Annotated in this window: 15 protein-coding genes; 7 read left to right on the top strand and 8 right to left on the bottom strand. The window is 60.7% G+C overall.

All coding sequences use genetic code 11. The features are described from left to right. Positions 1 to 3: 3 nt before the first annotated feature. The 3 genes from LRK71_RS01575 (at position 4) to LRK71_RS01565 (ending at position 2,212) form a co-directional block, all read left to right on the top strand. On the top strand, positions 4 to 777 hold the full coding sequence (locus LRK71_RS01575) for a phosphoadenylyl-sulfate reductase (protein WP_232400595.1): 774 nt from the start codon (positions 4 to 6) through the stop codon (positions 775 to 777). A 5-nt stretch (positions 778 to 782) separates the two neighbouring features. Further along, positions 783 to 1,184, top strand: coding sequence for a DUF934 domain-containing protein (locus LRK71_RS01570; protein ID WP_232400593.1), 402 nt, complete (start codon positions 783 to 785; stop codon positions 1,182 to 1,184). Between the two features lie 146 nt (positions 1,185 to 1,330). Beyond that, positions 1,331 to 2,212, top strand: coding sequence for a ferredoxin--NADP reductase (locus LRK71_RS01565; protein WP_232400591.1), 882 nt, complete (start codon positions 1,331 to 1,333; stop codon positions 2,210 to 2,212). Between the two features lie 207 nt (positions 2,213 to 2,419). Here the strand turns inward: LRK71_RS01565 and LRK71_RS01560 are convergent, their stop codons facing one another. Then, positions 2,420 to 3,091 carry a hypothetical protein gene (locus LRK71_RS01560; RefSeq protein WP_232400588.1) on the bottom strand — a complete coding sequence of 224 codons (672 nt, stop codon included), beginning with the start codon at positions 3,089 to 3,091 and terminating at the stop codon, positions 2,420 to 2,422. A 372-nt stretch (positions 3,092 to 3,463) separates the two neighbouring features. Between LRK71_RS01560 and infC the strand changes: the two genes are divergently transcribed. Then, entirely contained in the window at positions 3,464 to 4,021 is a 558-nt protein-coding gene (gene infC, locus LRK71_RS01555; RefSeq protein WP_332460243.1) for a translation initiation factor IF-3, read from the top strand. A gap of 131 nt (positions 4,022 to 4,152) precedes the next feature. Here infC and LRK71_RS01550 read toward each other — a convergent pair whose 3' ends face one another. The 7 genes from LRK71_RS01550 to LRK71_RS01520 all read right to left on the bottom strand — a co-directional run bounded on the left by LRK71_RS01550 (position 4,153) and on the right by LRK71_RS01520 (position 12,595). Next, a complete protein-coding gene (locus LRK71_RS01550; protein WP_232400586.1) occupies positions 4,153 to 4,941 on the bottom strand; it encodes an FAD binding domain-containing protein in 789 nt (262 codons plus the stop codon). Between the two features lie 109 nt (positions 4,942 to 5,050). Then, positions 5,051 to 7,429 (bottom strand): xanthine dehydrogenase family protein molybdopterin-binding subunit, encoded by a 2,379-nt coding sequence (locus LRK71_RS01545; protein WP_232400584.1) that lies wholly within the window; start codon positions 7,427 to 7,429, stop codon positions 5,051 to 5,053. A gap of 106 nt (positions 7,430 to 7,535) precedes the next feature. Then, positions 7,536 to 8,021 (bottom strand): (2Fe-2S)-binding protein, encoded by a 486-nt coding sequence (locus LRK71_RS01540; protein WP_232400582.1) that lies wholly within the window; start codon positions 8,019 to 8,021, stop codon positions 7,536 to 7,538. Between the two features lie 240 nt (positions 8,022 to 8,261). Then, positions 8,262 to 9,281: a molybdopterin-binding protein gene (locus LRK71_RS01535; RefSeq protein WP_232400580.1), complete on the bottom strand. Its 1,020-nt coding sequence runs from the start codon at positions 9,279 to 9,281 to the stop codon at positions 8,262 to 8,264. Further along, the gene (locus LRK71_RS01530; RefSeq protein ID WP_232400578.1) at positions 9,278 to 10,291 is read right to left on the bottom strand and encodes an XdhC family protein; all 1,014 of its coding nucleotides are present in this window, start codon (positions 10,289 to 10,291) and stop codon (positions 9,278 to 9,280) included. The genes LRK71_RS01535 and LRK71_RS01530 overlap by 4 nt, the downstream gene beginning before the upstream one ends. A 145-nt stretch (positions 10,292 to 10,436) precedes the next feature. Beyond that, entirely contained in the window at positions 10,437 to 11,690 is a 1,254-nt protein-coding gene (locus tag LRK71_RS01525) for a vWA domain-containing protein (protein WP_232400576.1), read from the bottom strand. After that, the gene (locus tag LRK71_RS01520; RefSeq protein WP_408635962.1) at positions 11,690 to 12,595 is read right to left on the bottom strand and encodes an AAA family ATPase; all 906 of its coding nucleotides are present in this window, start codon (positions 12,593 to 12,595) and stop codon (positions 11,690 to 11,692) included. The genes LRK71_RS01525 and LRK71_RS01520 overlap by 1 nt, the downstream gene beginning before the upstream one ends. A 423-nt stretch (positions 12,596 to 13,018) precedes the next feature. Between LRK71_RS01520 and LRK71_RS01515 the strand changes: the two genes are divergently transcribed. Genes LRK71_RS01515 through LRK71_RS01505 form a run of 3 tightly spaced genes read left to right on the top strand, consistent with a single transcriptional unit; the run spans position 13,019 to position 17,078 of the window. Then, positions 13,019 to 14,062: a glycosyltransferase family 2 protein gene (locus LRK71_RS01515; RefSeq protein ID WP_232400573.1), complete on the top strand. Its 1,044-nt coding sequence runs from the start codon at positions 13,019 to 13,021 to the stop codon at positions 14,060 to 14,062. Positions 14,063 to 14,070: 8 nt separating this feature from the next. Beyond that, positions 14,071 to 14,697, top strand: coding sequence for a sulfotransferase (locus tag LRK71_RS01510; protein ID WP_232400572.1), 627 nt, complete (start codon positions 14,071 to 14,073; stop codon positions 14,695 to 14,697). Then, the gene (locus LRK71_RS01505) at positions 14,697 to 17,078 is read left to right on the top strand and encodes a glycosyltransferase family 2 protein (RefSeq protein ID WP_232400571.1); all 2,382 of its coding nucleotides are present in this window, start codon (positions 14,697 to 14,699) and stop codon (positions 17,076 to 17,078) included. The genes LRK71_RS01510 and LRK71_RS01505 overlap by 1 nt, the downstream gene beginning before the upstream one ends. The last annotated feature ends 3 nt before the right edge of the window (positions 17,079 to 17,081 follow it).

Genomic DNA, 17,081 nt, shown 5'->3' with positions numbered 1-17,081 from the left:
CCCATGGTGAACCTAGAATCCGACAGCTTTGAGCCAGACAGATCCGCTGCGGCACAGAGCGCCCTGTTTGACAAGGTGGCAGGACTGAATGCCCGCTACCGGCATCATTCGGCCACGGCGGTGATGCAGGGCGCGCTGCAGGATGCCGGCCATATCGCGCTGGTGTCCAGCTTTGGCGCGGAATCGGTTGTGCTGTTGCATATGGCCGCCGTCATCGACCCGATGGTGCCTGTGCTGTTTGTCGATACCGAACTGCTGTTCACCGAAACGCTGGTCTACCAGCAAGAGGTGAGCGAACGACTTGGCCTGCGCAATGTGCAGATCGTCAAGGCGGCGGATATCGCAGCCAAAGATCCCTATGGCGCGCTGCGCTTCAGCGATACCGATGCCTGCTGTGCCCTGCGCAAGACCGCGCCCCTGCAGGCGGCATTGGACGGATTTGATGGCTGGATCACCGGGCGCAAACGCTTTCAGGCCGGCAGCCGCGCGGCGCTTGATTTCTTTGAGGTGGAAACCACCGGAACCGGATCAACCGGGCGTATCAAGATCAACCCGCTGGCCCATTGGGCACCGCAGGATGTGCGCGCCTATATGGACGAAAACCGCCTGCCGCGTCACCCGCTGGTGGCCAAGGGCTATCCCTCGATCGGCTGCGCGCCCTGCACCTCGCCCGTTGCAGCAGGCGAAGATCCCCGCGCCGGACGCTGGCGTGACCAGACCAAGGAAGAATGCGGCATCCACATTGTGAATGGCCAATTCATCCGCACAGGAGCATGAATGATATGACTGTAATCGTGACTGACGCGGGCTTTGGCCCCGAAACCTGGACCAAGGGCTTTGAAGGCGAAACCGCCCTTGATCTTACCTCTGATGCGGATCCCTCGGCACTGGTAAATCTGACCCAAGGGGTGGAAATCATCCGCATTGATTTCCCCAGCTTTGCCGATGGCCGGGGCTTTACCCTGGCGCGACAGCTGCGCCTCATGGGCTATGGCGGGCGTCTGCGTGCCCATGGGCATGTGCTGGCGGATCAATATGCCATGGCGCGCCGCTGTGGATTTGACGAGGTGGAAATCAACGATGAGCTTGCCGCCCGGCAACCTCAGGATCAATGGCTTGCCCGCGCCAAGTGGAACGCCCATAATTATCAGGCCCGCCTGCGTGGCAGCCCCGCTGCCGGCTAAAGCTAGCGCCGCAAGATCCGCCAGGACGGCCCCAAAATGCATGCCCAGCGCAACTGACGCTACGGGCTTGCACATTCCGGGGCTTCCCCTGACCTATATCAAAGATTAATCAGAGGTGCCGGTGATACCACCTGGCAGAACAACCGATGAATGAGATTACACCTGTGACAGATTCTGCGACCGACGCTGCGGCCCAGCCCGCACCCGCGCCTGTAAAGGCCGCCCCTGCCCTGCCCGATGCCCAGACTGTAACAGAGGTCAAGCATTGGACAGACAAGCTGTTTTCCTTCCGGGTGACCCGGCCCGCCTCTTTGCGCTTTCGCTCGGGCGAGTTTGTGATGATCGGCCTAATGGGCGAGGTGAACGAAAAAACCGGCAAGCAAAAGCCGCTGCTGCGCGCCTATTCCATTGCCTCGCCCAGCTGGGACGAAGAAATGGAGTTCTATTCCATCAAGGTGGAAGACGGCCCGCTGACCTCACGGCTGCAGCATATTCAGCCCGGCGATGAAATCATCCTGCGCCCCAAACCCGTTGGCACCCTGGTGCATGACGCGCTGATCCCCGGCAAGCGGATCTGGTTCTTTGCCACCGGCACCGGCTTTGCCCCCTTTGCCTCACTGCTACGCGAACCGCAGACCTACGAGGACTACGACGAGATCATCATCACCCATACCTGCCGCACCGCCGGAGAGCTGACCTATGGCGCCGAGCTGATCGAAGGGCTCAAGACCGATGAGCTGCTGAACGAGGTGATTGGCGAGGGGTTCTGGAAAAAAATCAAATATTACCCCACAACCACCCGCGAAGAGAGCCCGAAGATGGGCCGCATCACCGACCTGATCAACTCCGGCGAGGCCTACAAGGATCTGGGCGTCGAGCCGCTCAACCCCGAGACCGACCGGGCAATGATCTGCGGTAATCTGGCCTTCAACCTGGAACTCAAAGCCATGCTGGAAGCAGCCGGACTGGAAGAAGGCGCCAATTCCAAACCTGCGCAATATGTCGTCGAGAAAGCCTTTCTGGACTGAGCCAGAGACCGCCCCCATGCAGACCATAGCCACGGGATTGCCCCTGGCATTGGCCAAAGCAGGACGCGCCCCATGCAAAAAGGGCAGCCTCGGGAATGAGGCTGCCCTTTTTTATGTCCGGATGTAACAGGCGGGCCGGTCAGGCCTGACAGAACAGAACCAACCTGACCTGCAAGATAGGCTGGCCAGATCGGAACAGGGTCATTCTCAGAGCCCCAGTGCAGTCTTGATTTGGCTCAGCACCCCTGCCAGCAGCTCTGGGCTGTCCTTAGCCTGGGTAACGGCACTGCCCAGCACGGATTTTGTGGCGGCATCCAGATCGGACTCTTCGATCATCGCCATCACCTTGTCATGGTCGAACCCGTCCAGGCTCAGGTACTGCGCCATACCTTCTGTCGTGGTGCTGGCGTCCTCACTGGCCGCTGTCACCGCCTGTGAAACCGCCTCGGTAGTGGCATTTGCCGCGTCAGCTACCGTGTCAGCTGCGCCCTCTGCTACTTCGGCCGCAACCTCGCCCGCCTCGGTGGCCGCCCCTGCAACCGCCCCTACAGCACTCTCGCCACCTTCGACGGCGGCGCTCACCGCTTCATTGGCCGCTGCGCCAACCTCACTGGCAACTTCACCAACCTCTTCCGCGACAGACTCGGCCGCCTCGCTCGCAGCCTCACTGGCGGTCTCGACGGCCTCTTCCACCGCAGTGGTCTCCTCCTCGACGCGCTCCTCTGTCGATGGCTCTGCGGTGTTCTCTTCCTCGACGACTGCCTCTGGGGCCACCTCAACAACGCCCTCTACCACGGTCGTCGGCTGCTGGCTCTGGACGTAGAAATAGCCCCCTGCGGCAACCACACCCAAACCCAAAATAACAAAAATAGGCTTCATGACCCGTCTCCTTTTAATATGCTGCATTCTGCGCAGACTTGATGGCTGGCAGGTGCGCGTTTGTGTCGGCCATCACAAGGGGGAATAACCCGCGCGCCACCTCATCAGCCAATGCTCGCCGACAGACTCACCCCGGAACGGGCGCGTTTCAGCCAGTTGCGCCAAGCACAAAATAATCACTTTGACATTGCAAATTGGGGGCCAATCCAGTGTCAATCCGGGCCCGAGCCCCGACCAACCGCCCCAAAACCAGATCTGCGACCAGCAAAAGCGACAATCCAGCAGGAATTCACCCCCTTCCTCTCGTTGCGACTTGAAACCTTGCCGGGTTACGTTTAGGTTTCGAGCTCGAAATTCGGCAACAATCAAAGGATCAAAGCCATAGCCCGCAGACCTCATAATGCGCCGCCGCAACGTGACACCGGCCCGCGCACGAACGAAAAAATTCGCGCCTCTGAGATTCGCCTGATTGGCGCTGATGGCGAAAATGTCGGGGTCGTGCACCCTGCCAAGGCTATGGACATGGCACATGAGGCCGGTCTTGATCTGGTTGAAATTTCGCCAAATGCAACGCCTCCGGTCTGTAAGATCATGGATTTCGGCAAGTTCAAATATGAACAGCAGAAACGCGAAAGCGAAGCCCGCAAAAAGCAAAAGATCATTGAGGTCAAAGAGGTCAAATTCCGACCAAATACCGACACCAATGACTACGAAGTCAAAATGCGTAACGTCTACAAATTCCTGGAGACGGGCGACAAGGTGAAAATCACCCTGCGATTCCGTGGCCGTGAAATGGCGCACCAGAACTTGGGCCGCCAGTTGCTGGAACGCGTCGCCGAAGACGTCAAAGATCTGGGCAAAGTCGAAAACATGCCCAAGATGGAAGGCCGCCAAATGGTCATGATGATCGGCCCGCTTCCACAGAAATAGCACCAAACCTCGTTTTGCTGAAACGCTCCACCCCATCCGGGCTGGGGCGTTTTTTTTTGCACGCTCACCTCTAACAGGGGCCTGGACAGGGTTTCCCCACCCAGGCCCCGCGCTATTCCTGAAGACATGCTCTAGGCAGCAGCGGCAACCGCGCGCTTTGTCAAAACACCAAGCAAATGGGCGCGGTAGGCCTTGGAGCCATGTATATCCGCCATCATGCCCTCAGGCGCAACTGACAACCCTTCCAGCGCATCGGCGCTGAAATTACTGCTCAACGCCGCCTCGGCCTCACTCCAGCGGAATACCCCCTCCTCAGAGGCCCCAGTCACCGCAACCCGCACAGCATTGGCGAACTTGGCTACAAAGACCCCCACCAGCGCAAAACGCGACGCAGGCTGCACAAACTTCTGATAGTTGGCCGCCTCCGGCACCTGCAGGCGCACCTCGGTAACAATCTCGCCCTCCTCCAGCACCGTCGTGAAAAGCCCATCAAAAAAGTCATCAGCCGCAATCTCGCGCGCATTGGTGACAATAACGGCCCCACTAGCCAAAGCAGCAGCCGGATAGCAAGCCGCCGGATCGTTATTGGCAAGCGAGCCTCCGATCGTGCCGCGATTACGGACCGCCGGATCGCCGATACCGCCCGCCAGCGCCGCAAGCGCCGGATAAGACCCCGTCGCCTCAGCCGCGACAGTTGCATGCGATGTCGCTCCGCCAATGCACAGGCTGCCCGCCGCGAGTCTCATCCCCTGCATCTCAGCAATGCCACTCAAAGAGACAAGCTTTGACGGGCTGGCCAAACGCTGCTTCAGCGTTGGGATCAATGTCTGCCCGCCCCCCAGCGCCTGCGCCTCATCTGCACTCAGCGCCGCAACCGCATCCGCAATACTGGTGGGTTTTTCGACCTCGAAATTATACATTTCGCATTTCCTTCCCAGAACCGGCTCGCCCGGCCCTTTCATCTTTCCAAAAATACCTCGGGGAGCGCGAGGGGAAGCGCCCCTCGCCCGTCACGTCACTGCCCCGCACTCAGCCATTCATCGCCGCCCAGACCCGCGCGGGGCTCAACGGCATGTCAACATGGGTGACATCCTTGCCCATCGATTGCAGCGCATCGACCACCGCATTGACCACCGCCGGCGGCGAGCCAATGGCCCCCGCCTCGCCGCAGCCCTTTACCCCCAGGGGGTTATGGGTGCAGGGCGTCTGACAGGAATGATCGACCTGATAGAACGGCAGATCATCCGCCCGTGGCATGGCGTAGTCCATATATGACGCCGATAGCAGCTGCCCGTCCTCATTATAGACCGCCGCCTCCAGCAGCGCCTGGCCGATGCCCTGGCCAATGCCACCATGAACCTGACCATCCACGATCATCGGGTTCACAATATTGCCAAAATCATCCGCCGCCGCAAAGCGTTCAATGCTGACCTTACCGGTCTCCGGATCCAGCTCGACCTCGCAGGCATAGGCCCCCGACGGATAGGTAAAGTTCGCTGGATCATAAAAGGCGGTTTCTTCCAGCCCCGGCTCGATGTCTTCCAGCGGATAGTTGTGCGGCACATAGGCCGCCAGGGTCACATCCCCCCAGGCAAGGGATTTATCCGTGCCCGCAATCGAAAACTGACCGTCTTTCAGCTCGATGTCCGCATCCGAGGCTTCCAGGATATGGGCGGCGATCTTCTTGGCCTTGGCGATGATCTTCTCGGTGGCGCGCACCATGGCAGAACCGCCAACCGCCAGCGAGCGGGAGCCATAGGTGCCCATGCCCATCGGTGTATTGGCGGTATCGCCATGCACAATCTCCACCATGCTCTCGTCGATCCCGATCATCTCGGCAATCACCTGCGGGAACGAGGTCTCATGCCCCTGGCCATGGCTGTGAGACCCGGTCATCACCACCAGACCACCAGTGGCGTTGACCCGCACGGTTGCGCTCTCATATAGGCCAGCCCGCGCGCCCAGCTGCCCAACAAGGTTGCTGGGGGCAATGCCGCAGGCCTCAATATAGCAGTTCACGCCCAGACCACGTACCAGGCCCCTGGCCTCGCTCTTGGCGCGGCGCGCGGCAAAGCCCGCAAGATCGGCGATCTCTTCCAGCTTGTCCATGGTGGCGTTGTAATCGCCGGTGTCATATTCCACCGCCACTGGCGTGGCATAGGGGAATTCGGTGATAAAGTTCTGCCGCCGCAGCGCGATCGGGTCGACCCCCAGCTCGCGCGCGGCCTTGTCGATGACGCGCTCCAGCTGAAAGGTCGCCTCGGGGCGGCCCGCGCCGCGATAGGCATCCACTGGCACCGTATTGGTAAAGACCGCCTTGACGTTCACATAGATCAGCGGCGTCTTGTAATTGCCGGCCATCAGGGTGCCATGCAGCCAGGTCGGAACCGACGGGGCAAAGGTCGACAGGTAAGCCCCCATATTGGCATGGGTATCGGTGCGCAGCGCAGTAAAGTTGTTGTCGCTGTCCAGCGCCAGTTGAATGGTGGTCACATGATCGCGCCCATGCGCATCGGAAATAAAGGCCTCAGCCCGGCTCGAGGTCCATTTCACCGCCCGGTTCAGCGCCTTAGCGGCAAAGGTGCAAAAGGCCTCTTCGGCGTAGTGAAAGATCTTGGTGCCAAAGCCACCGCCCACATCTGGGGCAATCACCCGCAGCTTGTGTTCCGGGATACCCAGCACAAAAGCCCCCATCAACAGCCGGATCACATGCGGGTTCTGCGAGGTGGTATAAAGCGTGCTGTCGCCAGTGGCGCGGTTGAAATCCCCCAGCGCCACGCGCGGCTCCATCGGGTTGGCGATCAGCCGGTTGTTGACCAGCTCCAGCGTGGTGACATGCGCGGCCTTGGCAAAGGCCTCTTCCACTGCGGGTTTGTTTTCTTCAACAAAACCCCAGTCATAGCAGAGGTTCGAGGTCAGATCGTCATGTACCTTGGTGGCACCCTCCTTGAGGGCGGCCTTCATATTGATGACGGCGGGCAGTTCCTCGATATCCAGCACGATCGCTTCGGCGGCATCGCGGGCCTGGTCGAGACTGTCGGCGACAACGGCGGCAATGGCGTCCCCCACATAGCGCACCTTGCCCTGGGCCAGCACCGGATGGGCTGGCTCCTGCATTACTTCGCCATGTTTGTCGGTGATCTGCCAGCCGCAGGGAATCCCGCCCACGGCTTCAAAATCGGCACCGGTGAAAATCTGTACCACACCTGGCATCGCGGCGGCATCGCTGGTGTCAATGGAAATAATCCGGCCATGCGCCATATCCGAGCGCAGAAAATACACATAGGCCTGACCGTTTAGGTTGATGTCATCTGTATAATTGCCCGCCCCGGTCAGGAACCGGACATCTTCGCGACGTTTGGGGCTGGCCCCAATTCCGCTTTCAATTTGGTCACTATCTTTTGGCATATTCAAATCTCCTCCCTGGAGGGTGCACCCAATGGCGCACCTCTTGGTTCTGCAGTTTGATCTTTGCCGGGGCCACACCTCCCAATGAGGCCCAGGAGGGGGCGGCTTATTCCGCCGCGATGGCGGATACATCCTGACCGGAGGCAGCCATGATCGCCTTGACGATATTATGGTACCCGGTGCAACGGCAGATATTGCCTTCGAGATACTCGCGGATCTCTTGCTCGCTGGGCTTGGGGTTTTCTTGCAGCAGCGCCGCCGTCGACATCACCATGCCGGGCGTACAGAAACCACATTGCAGCCCGTGATGATCCTGGAAGGCCTGCTGAATGATATTGAGCGTACCATCCGCAGCCGCCTGGCCTTCGATGGTTGCCACGTCTGCGCCTTCGGCCTCAATGGCCAGCATGGTGCAGGATTTGACCGCAACACCATTCACATGGACCACACAGGCCCCGCATTGGCTGGTATCACAGCCGACATGCGTGCCGGTCAGGCCCAGTTCTTCACGCAGGAACGAGGATAGCAACGTGCGGCCCTCGGCCTCGGCTTGCGCAGGCTTGCCGTTCACGGTCATTGAGACCTTGGTCATGTATTCCTCCCATTTTTGCTACTTTTGTTGGCTAAGCGAAGTTAAGCACGGGATTGCGTCGCCGCGAACCCCTTTTTTAGCGCGCCATCACAAACAATCTTGCCGCTTGGCAAGCTTTTGCCTTCGCTTTCCGAGGTACCGCGCGCAGGGTCCAACCCGCGCCGCCCTCAGCCTGCCCCAGAGTAAAAGGCGGAAAAGTCTCGCATGAATTCATTAAAATCAAGACGTAACGCCCAGCTCCTAATCCGAACGACGCGGCATGGGCCGGGTGGGGATCTCCTTCAGCAGGCCGCCGACACCCATTGCGGCAATATCGGCGCTGCTCACCCGACAGCCACATAGAACCCGCTCCAACACCCAATCCGCGCCATTCAGCGCCGGAGAACGCGCGCAGCCCGGCAGGCCAATCACCGGCTTGCCCTGCAGCGCCCCGATAAACAGCAGGTTGCCAGGGTCCACAGGCATGCCAAAGCGGGTCATGCTGCCCCCGGCCCGGCGCAGCGCCTCTGGCGCCACATCCAAAGGGTCCGAGGTGGCAGAGCCTGTGAGGATCAGCAAGACCTCCCCCGGTGCCTCGGCCAGCGCCGTGGCCAGTTCCGCCTCGCGGTGAGGCACCACAACCCGGTCGGTCAGGCTCAACCCCATACGGTGCAACCGTCCGGCCATCGCGCGCCGCCCCTTATCTGACGGGATATCCCGGCTAACGCGGGTTTCAATCAGGCTGGCCGTAGCAAAGACCGGTGGCAAAACACGCAAGGCGCCCTCCACACCGGCACTGGCGCGGTCCAGCGCCGCAGCCTCGACCCCGTAGGAGATAATCTTGATGGTGGCGATCATCCCATCAGCATCAACCCGGTGATAATCGGGCACCGTGGCGATGGTGATCATTGGATCGACGCCATTCAGGGCTTCAAGTGCCGCGCGGTCCAGCCGAACCAGCCCGGCGCCCAGCGCATAAAGATTGACCCGTCCCGCCCCAGCACCAGAGATGCGAATACCCTGCCCCGCCTCATCCGGCACCAAGGCCTGCGCGAGCGTCAGGGCAGCCGCATCTTCGTGGAGATCGCCCGCTTCCAGCCGGGCAACCGTGATCTGGTCGTGGCCTTCTGCTGCCAGATCCGCCAGATGCTGCGCCGTAAGAAAAGTGCCCTTGGCAAGGCGATAGCACAGACCGGTGTCATAGGGGGGCTGAGCGGCCTGCATCGAATGGGCCAGGATTGCGCCCTCGGCCTGTGCGACCTGAACAGCGCCGAACTTCATCTGGCCTTACCGCGCAGTACCGCTGTCATCTCTGCCAGGATCGCAATCGCGATCTCTGCCGGGCCTGCGGCGCCGATATCCAGCCCCACTGGGCCATGAATACGCGCGGTATCCTGTTCACCAAAGCCTGCCGCCACCATCCGCTCAACCCGTTGGGCATGGGTGCGCTTGGAGCCCAGAGCGCCGATGTAGAAACACTTCTCACGCAGCCCCGCCGCCAGTGCGGGATCGTCCAGCTTTGGATCATGGGTCAGCAGCACCAGCGCGGTGCGCGCATCCAGCCCCAGCGCCGCCACGGCCTCATCCGGCCAATCCTCCAGCAGGGTCACACTAGGAAAGCGTTCTGGCGAGGCAAAGGCTGCGCGGGGATCGATCACCACCGGATCATAGCCCGCCAGCACCGCCATCGGCACCAGAGCCTGGGCGATATGCACCGCCCCCACCACAACCAGCCGCAGCGGCGGGTTGTGCACCGCCACAAAGGTCTCTCCGTCTTCTTCGACCCCGGAGCGGTCCAATCGCATCCGCTCGGGGTAGACACCGCGCAGCACCGCGCCATTTCCAGTGGTTAGGTTCACCTCATAGGCCACCTGGGCGCGCGCCTTCTGCGCCGCAACCAAATTCGCCAGCAGGTCCACAGGCATGGAACCACCCACAGGTTCAACCAGAATGCGAATGGTGCCACCACAGGCTAGTCCAACGGCAAAGGCATCGCCATCGCTGACTCCATACTCCAGCACCCGGTGTCTGCCATCCGCCAGCGCCTCTTGCGCTTCCAGCACCACGGCACCTTCGACACAGCCGCCAGAAACCGAGCCCTCGATCTGCCCGTCGCCGCTGACCACCAGCTGCGCCCCCACCCGGCGCGGTGCCGAACCCCAGGTTTGCACCACGGTGGCAAGGGCTGCCCCGCGACCAGCGCGGTGCCACGCCAGCGCGGTTTGCGCCGCACTGGCTATCGAGGGTGGAACGCCTGCGGAGACGGGTGAGCTGTCATCGGTCTGGGTCATTTATCCTCCGGTCGGGCAGATCCTGCCCGCGTGGATACCAGCTTTGCGCGTCATCCTTTCGGTTTCAAGCCGCAAATCGGGACGCCCGGCACCGCCTCTGGCAAAAGACAAAACCGGTGGCCACCAGCGGCGCAGGGTCCGCGCATCACATATCGCGCAGCAAGCGGGCTTTTTCACCGCTCTCCTCGGGGCGCGAAATCACCTCAGCCAGATCCTGAAGCGCGGCGATGGAATGTCCGGCACGAAAGCTATCAACATACGGTAACATGGCGCGAATGCCCTGCGCCTTGGCGGCAAAACCATCCCAGCGCAACAGCGGGTTCAGCCAAATCAGACGCCGCGCCGAAAGCTGCAAGCGCTGCATTTCCCTTTCCAGCGCCGCCGGGTCATCGCGATCAAGCCCATCGGTGATCAGCAGCACCACAGCGCCCTGCCCCATAACACGGCGCGACCAGTCCCGGTTGAAGTCATGCAGGCAGGCACCAATCCGGGTGCCGCCCTCCCAGTCTTGCGCTTCGGCACCTGCGGCGGCCAGGGCAGCATCGACATCGCGGGTGGCCAGATGGCGGGTGATATTGGTCAGCCGGGTGCCAAAGGTAAAACCATGCACCCGGGCCCAGCCCGCCCCCTTGGCATTGCTGACCGCGTGCAGGAAATGCAGTACGATACGGCTGTATTGGCTCATCGAGCCGGAAATATCACAGATCACCACCAGGTTGGGCCAGCGGGTGCGGCGTTTGGCGCGGGCAATGGACTGGATATCGCCCCCCCGGCGGGCCGCCTCGCGGAAGGTGCGACGCCAATCCGGCCTGCTGCCCCGCTGCGCCGCCATCAGGCGACGGGACTGCAGCGGCGATACCGGCAATTTCAACTGCGCCAGAATACGCTTGGCCTGCGCCACCTCATCGGTGCTCATCTGTTCAAAATCCAGGCTGCGCAGCCGTTCCTCGGCCGAGATGGTCAAGCTGGCATCCACCTCGATCTCGGTGCCCTCATCCTCCGGGTGATCGGGGGCATCAAGCTGTGGATTGGCACCGTCCAGCAAGGCTTCGGCAGCGCGTTTTTCACCTGGTTTTGCCGCCTGTTCCTCTTGCGCGCCGCGGATGGCAGGCAAGAGCGCGGCCATCATCCGTTCCAGAAAACGCGGATCGCGCCAATAGAGCCGAAAGACCTGGGCAAAGATCACCCGGTGTTCAGGTTTGGAGACAAAACAGGCATGCAGCGCCCAGTAGAAATCTTGCCGCGAGGTAAAGCCCGCCGCCGCCACCGCTGTCACCGCATCAACCACCCGCCCCGGCCCGATGGGCAGCCCCGCCTTGCGCAGGGCACGGGCAAAATGGGTGATATTCTGCGCCAGCTTGGGATCATCCGGCAGGGTGAGATCCGGCAATTCAACCATCAGCCAGCGTCCAGGCTGGCCCGCGCCTGATCCAGAATGCGCTTGGCCTCGGACCCCTGCACCTTCGATATATCATCCTGATATTTCAGGATCGCCCCCAGGGTATCCGCGATCACCGCCGGCGACAGGTCAATGACATCCAGTGCCAGCAGGCAATTGGCCCAGTCAATGGTTTCGGCAACGCCGGGCTTCTTGAACAGATCCTCGGTTCGCAGGCTTTGCACAAAGGCCACCACCTCCCGGCTAAGCTGCGCCGCCAAAGCAGGCGCGCGTGCATTCAGGATCTCTACCTCGCGGTCAAAATCGGGATAATCCACCCAGTGATACAGGCAACGGCGTTTTAATGCGTCGTGTACCTCGCGGGTTCGGTTGGAGGTCAGCACCACAATAGGCGGCACTGGCGCCTTGATGGTGCCCAGTTCGGGGATAGTGACCTGAAAATCCGACAGCGCCTCAAGCAGGAAGGCCTCAAAGGGTTCATCGGTTCGGTCAAGTTCATCAATCAACAGCACCGGCGGGCCGTTCGCATCCGGACGCATCGCCTCAAGCAGCGGCCGTTCGATCAGAAATTCATCCGAGAACAGCTCTCCTTGCAGGGTTGCGCGATCGGCACCGCCTGCTGCTTCGGCGGTGCGAATGGCCACCATCTGGGCGGCAAAGTTCCATTCATAAACCGCCGAAGATGCATCCAGCCCTTCGTAGCATTGCAGCCGGATCAGCCGCCGCCCAAAGGCCGCCGCCAGCGCCTTGGCGATTTCGGTCTTGCCCACCCCGGCTTCGCCTTCCAGAAACAGCGGGCGGCCCAGTTTCAGCGATAGAAACACCACCGTCGCCAAGGCGCGATCACAGACATAGCCCTGTTCGCCCAGCGCAGTCTGCACCTGCTCGATTGTCGCTACCTGCATCATTCGTGGCATCCTTCCTTGGGCTGTTTGCCGGGGTCGCTTTACCGGGGTCCCTTTAGGTTTCAACCAAGAGGCCACGGACATGGCACCGGGTCAAGCCACAGCACCGTTGTAACTGGGGCACGGGGCAAGGCCCCGGCGCAACACTCTTGCAACAGCACAGGCCAGAGTAAAGGCGCCAAGGCCTGCAACGATTGACCCAGAGGGACGGCAATGCAAAGCTGCCGCCAATAAGAACACGCGCCCGACAAACCGGGGCATAGAGGCAGACAGGTCGATGCACCGAACATCCAGCTCCAGGCCTTCAGGCTCCGGGCCACCCAGTTCTTGGGGGGACTGCGGGGGGCCTGCACTTGGCTGTTCTGGCGCAGCCTTGGGAAATCCCTCGCGCTGCGGTCTGCACCGGCTGAAAGAGGATGTGACATGCGCATCACTGCAGTAACCTGCGTCAAGAACGAAGGCCCGTTTCTGCTGGAATGGATCGCCTATAACCGGCTGATTGGCGTCACCGATTTCCTTTTCTATTCAAACGACTGCACCGATGGCACGGCTGAATTGCTGGATGCCTTGGCCGCGCGTGGCCTGCTGACCCATCTGCCCAATCCGGCGCAGGGGCGCAATTACCAAATGGAAGCGCTGAAAGATGCCGCCCATCAGCCGCTGGTACAGGAGGCAGATTGGGTCTGGATTGCAGATGTGGATGAATTCCTCAATATCCACACCGGGGATCATACCATTCCTGCCCTGATCACGGCCTGTGGCAACCCCGGTGCAATTTCCGTTAGCTTTCAGTTCTTTGCCAACAACGGGATAGAGGCATTTGTTGATGAGCCGGTGATCGCACAGTTCAGCCGCTCTCATAATCCCGATATCTGGTGCGCCGAAACCGCAATTGAAGTCAAAACCCTGGTGCGTCAGGATTTTCCGCTGAAATACTACGGCGCGCACCGGCCTTTCTTCAAGAAAGGTCTGCCACCACGCAGGTTCCCCCATTGGTGCGATGGATCCGGCCGCGATGTACCGCCCAAGTTTCTGGTGGCGGACAATCCCCGCCGCATCCGCAAATTCCCCGCCAAGGGCAGCCGCGATCTGGCCACCCTCAACCACTATGCGCTGCGCTCGCTTGACAGCTATCTGGTCAAGAATGACCGCGGCGATGTCAACCGCGAGCACCGCGCCTTTGACGACAGCTATTGGCGCGAACGCAATGACCCCTCATATGAGGATCGCTCTATCCAGCGCTATCTGCCCGGTCTGCAACAGGCGCTGAAGGCGCTGAAATCTGACGTCGAAATCGCCACCCTGCACGAGATCTGCCTGCAGCGACACCGGGACAAGCGCGATCAGCTGTTGGCGCAGCCGGCCTATCAGAAAATGCGTCGGCAACTCTTGGCCACCCCAACCCTGCCACCGCAGGAAGAGGCCTTGCTGACCGATCTGGGCCTGTTGCCTGCACTGGGATACTGAGGCGCACCATGGTTCTGAAAGTCATCAACCTCGGCCTGCCGAAGTCCGGTACCACCACCCTGAACCGGGCGCTGTCGCAGGCGGGTTATCATGTCGCAGATCACCGCCTGAAAGAGCGCGAGCAAGACCGCCCCGGCAAGCGCCGCGTCTTTGTCGGCTCGCTGCTCTATAAGGGGCTTTATGAGGTCGGCGACCCGATGGCATATATGCAGGACTATGACGCGGTCAGCGAGATCAGCTTTATACATGGCAAATTCTCGATCTGGCCGCAGTTCGATTTTGCCATGATCAAGGCGTTGCAAGACCTTTACCCAGAGGCGCGTTTCATCGCCACCAGGCGCGATGCTGAAAGCCATTCAAAATCAATCATGGCCTGGAACAATCTTGGCACCACCCGGCTGCCCGCCAGTACGGTGCCAGGGCTGCCGATTGGCTATGGCAAAACCGCCGATCAGCAGATGCGGTGGATTGATGGCCACTACGAGGCGCTGGCCCATTGGTTTCGCGACGATTCCAGGTATCTGGAGCTCGACATCGCCAGCCCGGATGCCCAGGCCCAGGTGGGCCGCCATCTGAACCGTGATCTGCCCTGGTGGGGCAAGGCCAATGTCAACAAAAAGGCACAGGACAGCTGATGCGGATCTATCTACATATCGGGCTGGAGCAGGCTGGCGCGGATCATCTGCAACGCATCATGGCCGACAAGCGGTCCCAATTGCAGGCCAAGGGCATCCTGTTTCCTCGCGCGCCCGGTTCCAGCAACCATACGCGCCTGTTCATGGCGGTCACCGATGCGGATCATATTGATCCCCTGCGCTACAACCGCGGCTTTATCACAGCGGAAAAACAGGCGCGCCTGCGCGAGAAGCTGATCGAAGATCTGCACCGAGAGGTGGACAGGGCCCAGCCGGACAGGCTGATCCTCTCGGCCTCACAGCTTGGGGCAAAACTGCACCGCAAAAGCGAGCTGGAGCGGTTGAAGGCCCTGCTGACGCCGCTGTCGGATGACATCCGGATCGTCGCCCATATCGACAGCCCCGCCTGCGCGCTGGCACATCACTACGGTGCTCAGATTCTAGAGGGACGCGACCGTACGCTAGACCAGGAGCTGGCGCTGATAGCCAGGCTCGCGCAGGACCAGAACATGAGTTGGTGGCAGGCCGCGCTTGCCACTCTGCCACAGCCAGATCCGCAGGCCGGGCAGTTTGAAGAGACCCAAGCCGCGCCTTTCTGGCTCGATTACATGGCTTTGCAACAGCACTGGGAGGCCACATTTGGCACCAGCGCATTGTCGTTTCGCCCCTTTGACGCCGCAAGCATCTATGGCACCGAGGCCCCCCACGAGATCTGCGCCGCCTTTGACATTGACGGCCAGATTGGACGCAGCCCGGAGACCAAGGTGCCGCAACAGCCCTCTGCCGCCTGGCTGGCGCGCAGCCGACAGCTTAATACCTTACTGTTGCAGCTGCTGGCCCAGCGCGAGATGATTCTGCCGCGGCCGCTCTGGCGCAGTTTTCTGAACGAGATCGCCATCGAAGGCGCGCCAATCGACCCCTGCAGCCTGACCGCAGTCTCACAGTATTTTTCCGCTGCCAATCAGGCTCTTGCCCGCCAGCACCCGGCGCTGCAGGCCGCCAACTTCGGGGCCATTTCCGCCGAAACCAAGCCCAGCCCCCCCTGGGAGGAGGCCGCGACAACACGCGGATATCGCGCCTCACAGTATCTGCTGACCTTCATGCGCCGCATCACCAAGGCCACCAAGGAAGAAAGACGCGGCAAGGCAGCGGATTTGAAGGATCTGGACCAGACCGAAACGGCCCCGCGCCCCCGACCCAGCAAAGACGCCCTTGCCGTGATGAGCCCGCTGGCGATGGAAAATTTCGACATGCTGCAAAACTCTGCCTTCAAGCCACACAACACGCTGGGCCAAAAAGGCGAAGACCAGCCGCAATCGCCCTATCGCGCAATACCGCCCCGGCAACTGGCCCATGGATCCAGCGGCAATGTCATTGTCGGCTGCATGAAAAACGAAGCCCCCTATATCCTGGAATGGATCGCCTATCACCGCGCCATTGGGGTTGATAACTTCCTCATCTACACCAATGGCTGCGAAGATGGTACCAGCGAACTGCTGGACCGCCTACAGGATCTGGGCATCGTGCAGCATCGGAACAATGACAACTGGAAGGGCAACTCGCCGCAGCAACATGCGCTAAACCAATCCCTGAAAGAGCCGCTGATCCGCGATGCGGATTGGGTGATCCATATTGATGTGGATGAATTCATCAACGTGCGCTGCGGCAATGGCACGCTGCAGGATCTGTTCGATCAGGTGCCGGACGCCAGCAATATCGCGATGACCTGGCGGCTGTTTGGCTCAAACGGGGTGGACCGCCTGGCCGACAGGTTCGTAATTGGCCAGTTTGACGCCTGCGCACCGAAATACTGCCCCAAGCCGCATACGGTCTGGGGGTTTAAGACCATGTTCAAGAACATCGGTGCCTATCAAAAAATCAGCTGCCACCGCCCCAACAAACTGACAGAGCCGATGCGCGATCAGGTGAAATGGGTCAATGGTTCAGGCAGCGACATGACCCGGGAAGCCGTTGACAATGGCTGGCGCAACTCGCGCAAATCCATCGGCTATGACCTGGTCCAGCTCAACCACTATGCGCTACGCTCTGCCGAAAGTTTTCTGGTCAAACGCCAGCGCGGGCGCGCCCTTCATGTGGATCGCTCTATCGGGATCAACTATTGGATCCGCATGGATTGGAACGATCACCGCGATGTCACTATCCAGCGCAACCTGTTGCGGTTGCAGGCTGAATATGATCGCCTGCTACAGGACAAGGCGCTACGCAGCTGGCACCAAAAGGGGCTGGACTGGCACCGCGCCAAGGCCGATGAATTGCATGATATGGCCGAATTTGAAGACCTGTATCAACAGGCGCTGCGCCTCAAACTGACCGCAACCGAACGCGTCGCCTATGCGCTGGCGCTTGATCTGGAGAGCTAAGAC

It is taken from the genome of Pseudophaeobacter flagellatus, assembly GCF_021228235.1.
GTDB classification, from domain to species: domain Bacteria; phylum Pseudomonadota; class Alphaproteobacteria; order Rhodobacterales; family Rhodobacteraceae; genus Pseudophaeobacter; species Pseudophaeobacter flagellatus.
The sequence above is the reverse complement of the archived record's forward strand: the minus strand, read 5'-3'. Positions and strand labels throughout refer to the sequence as shown.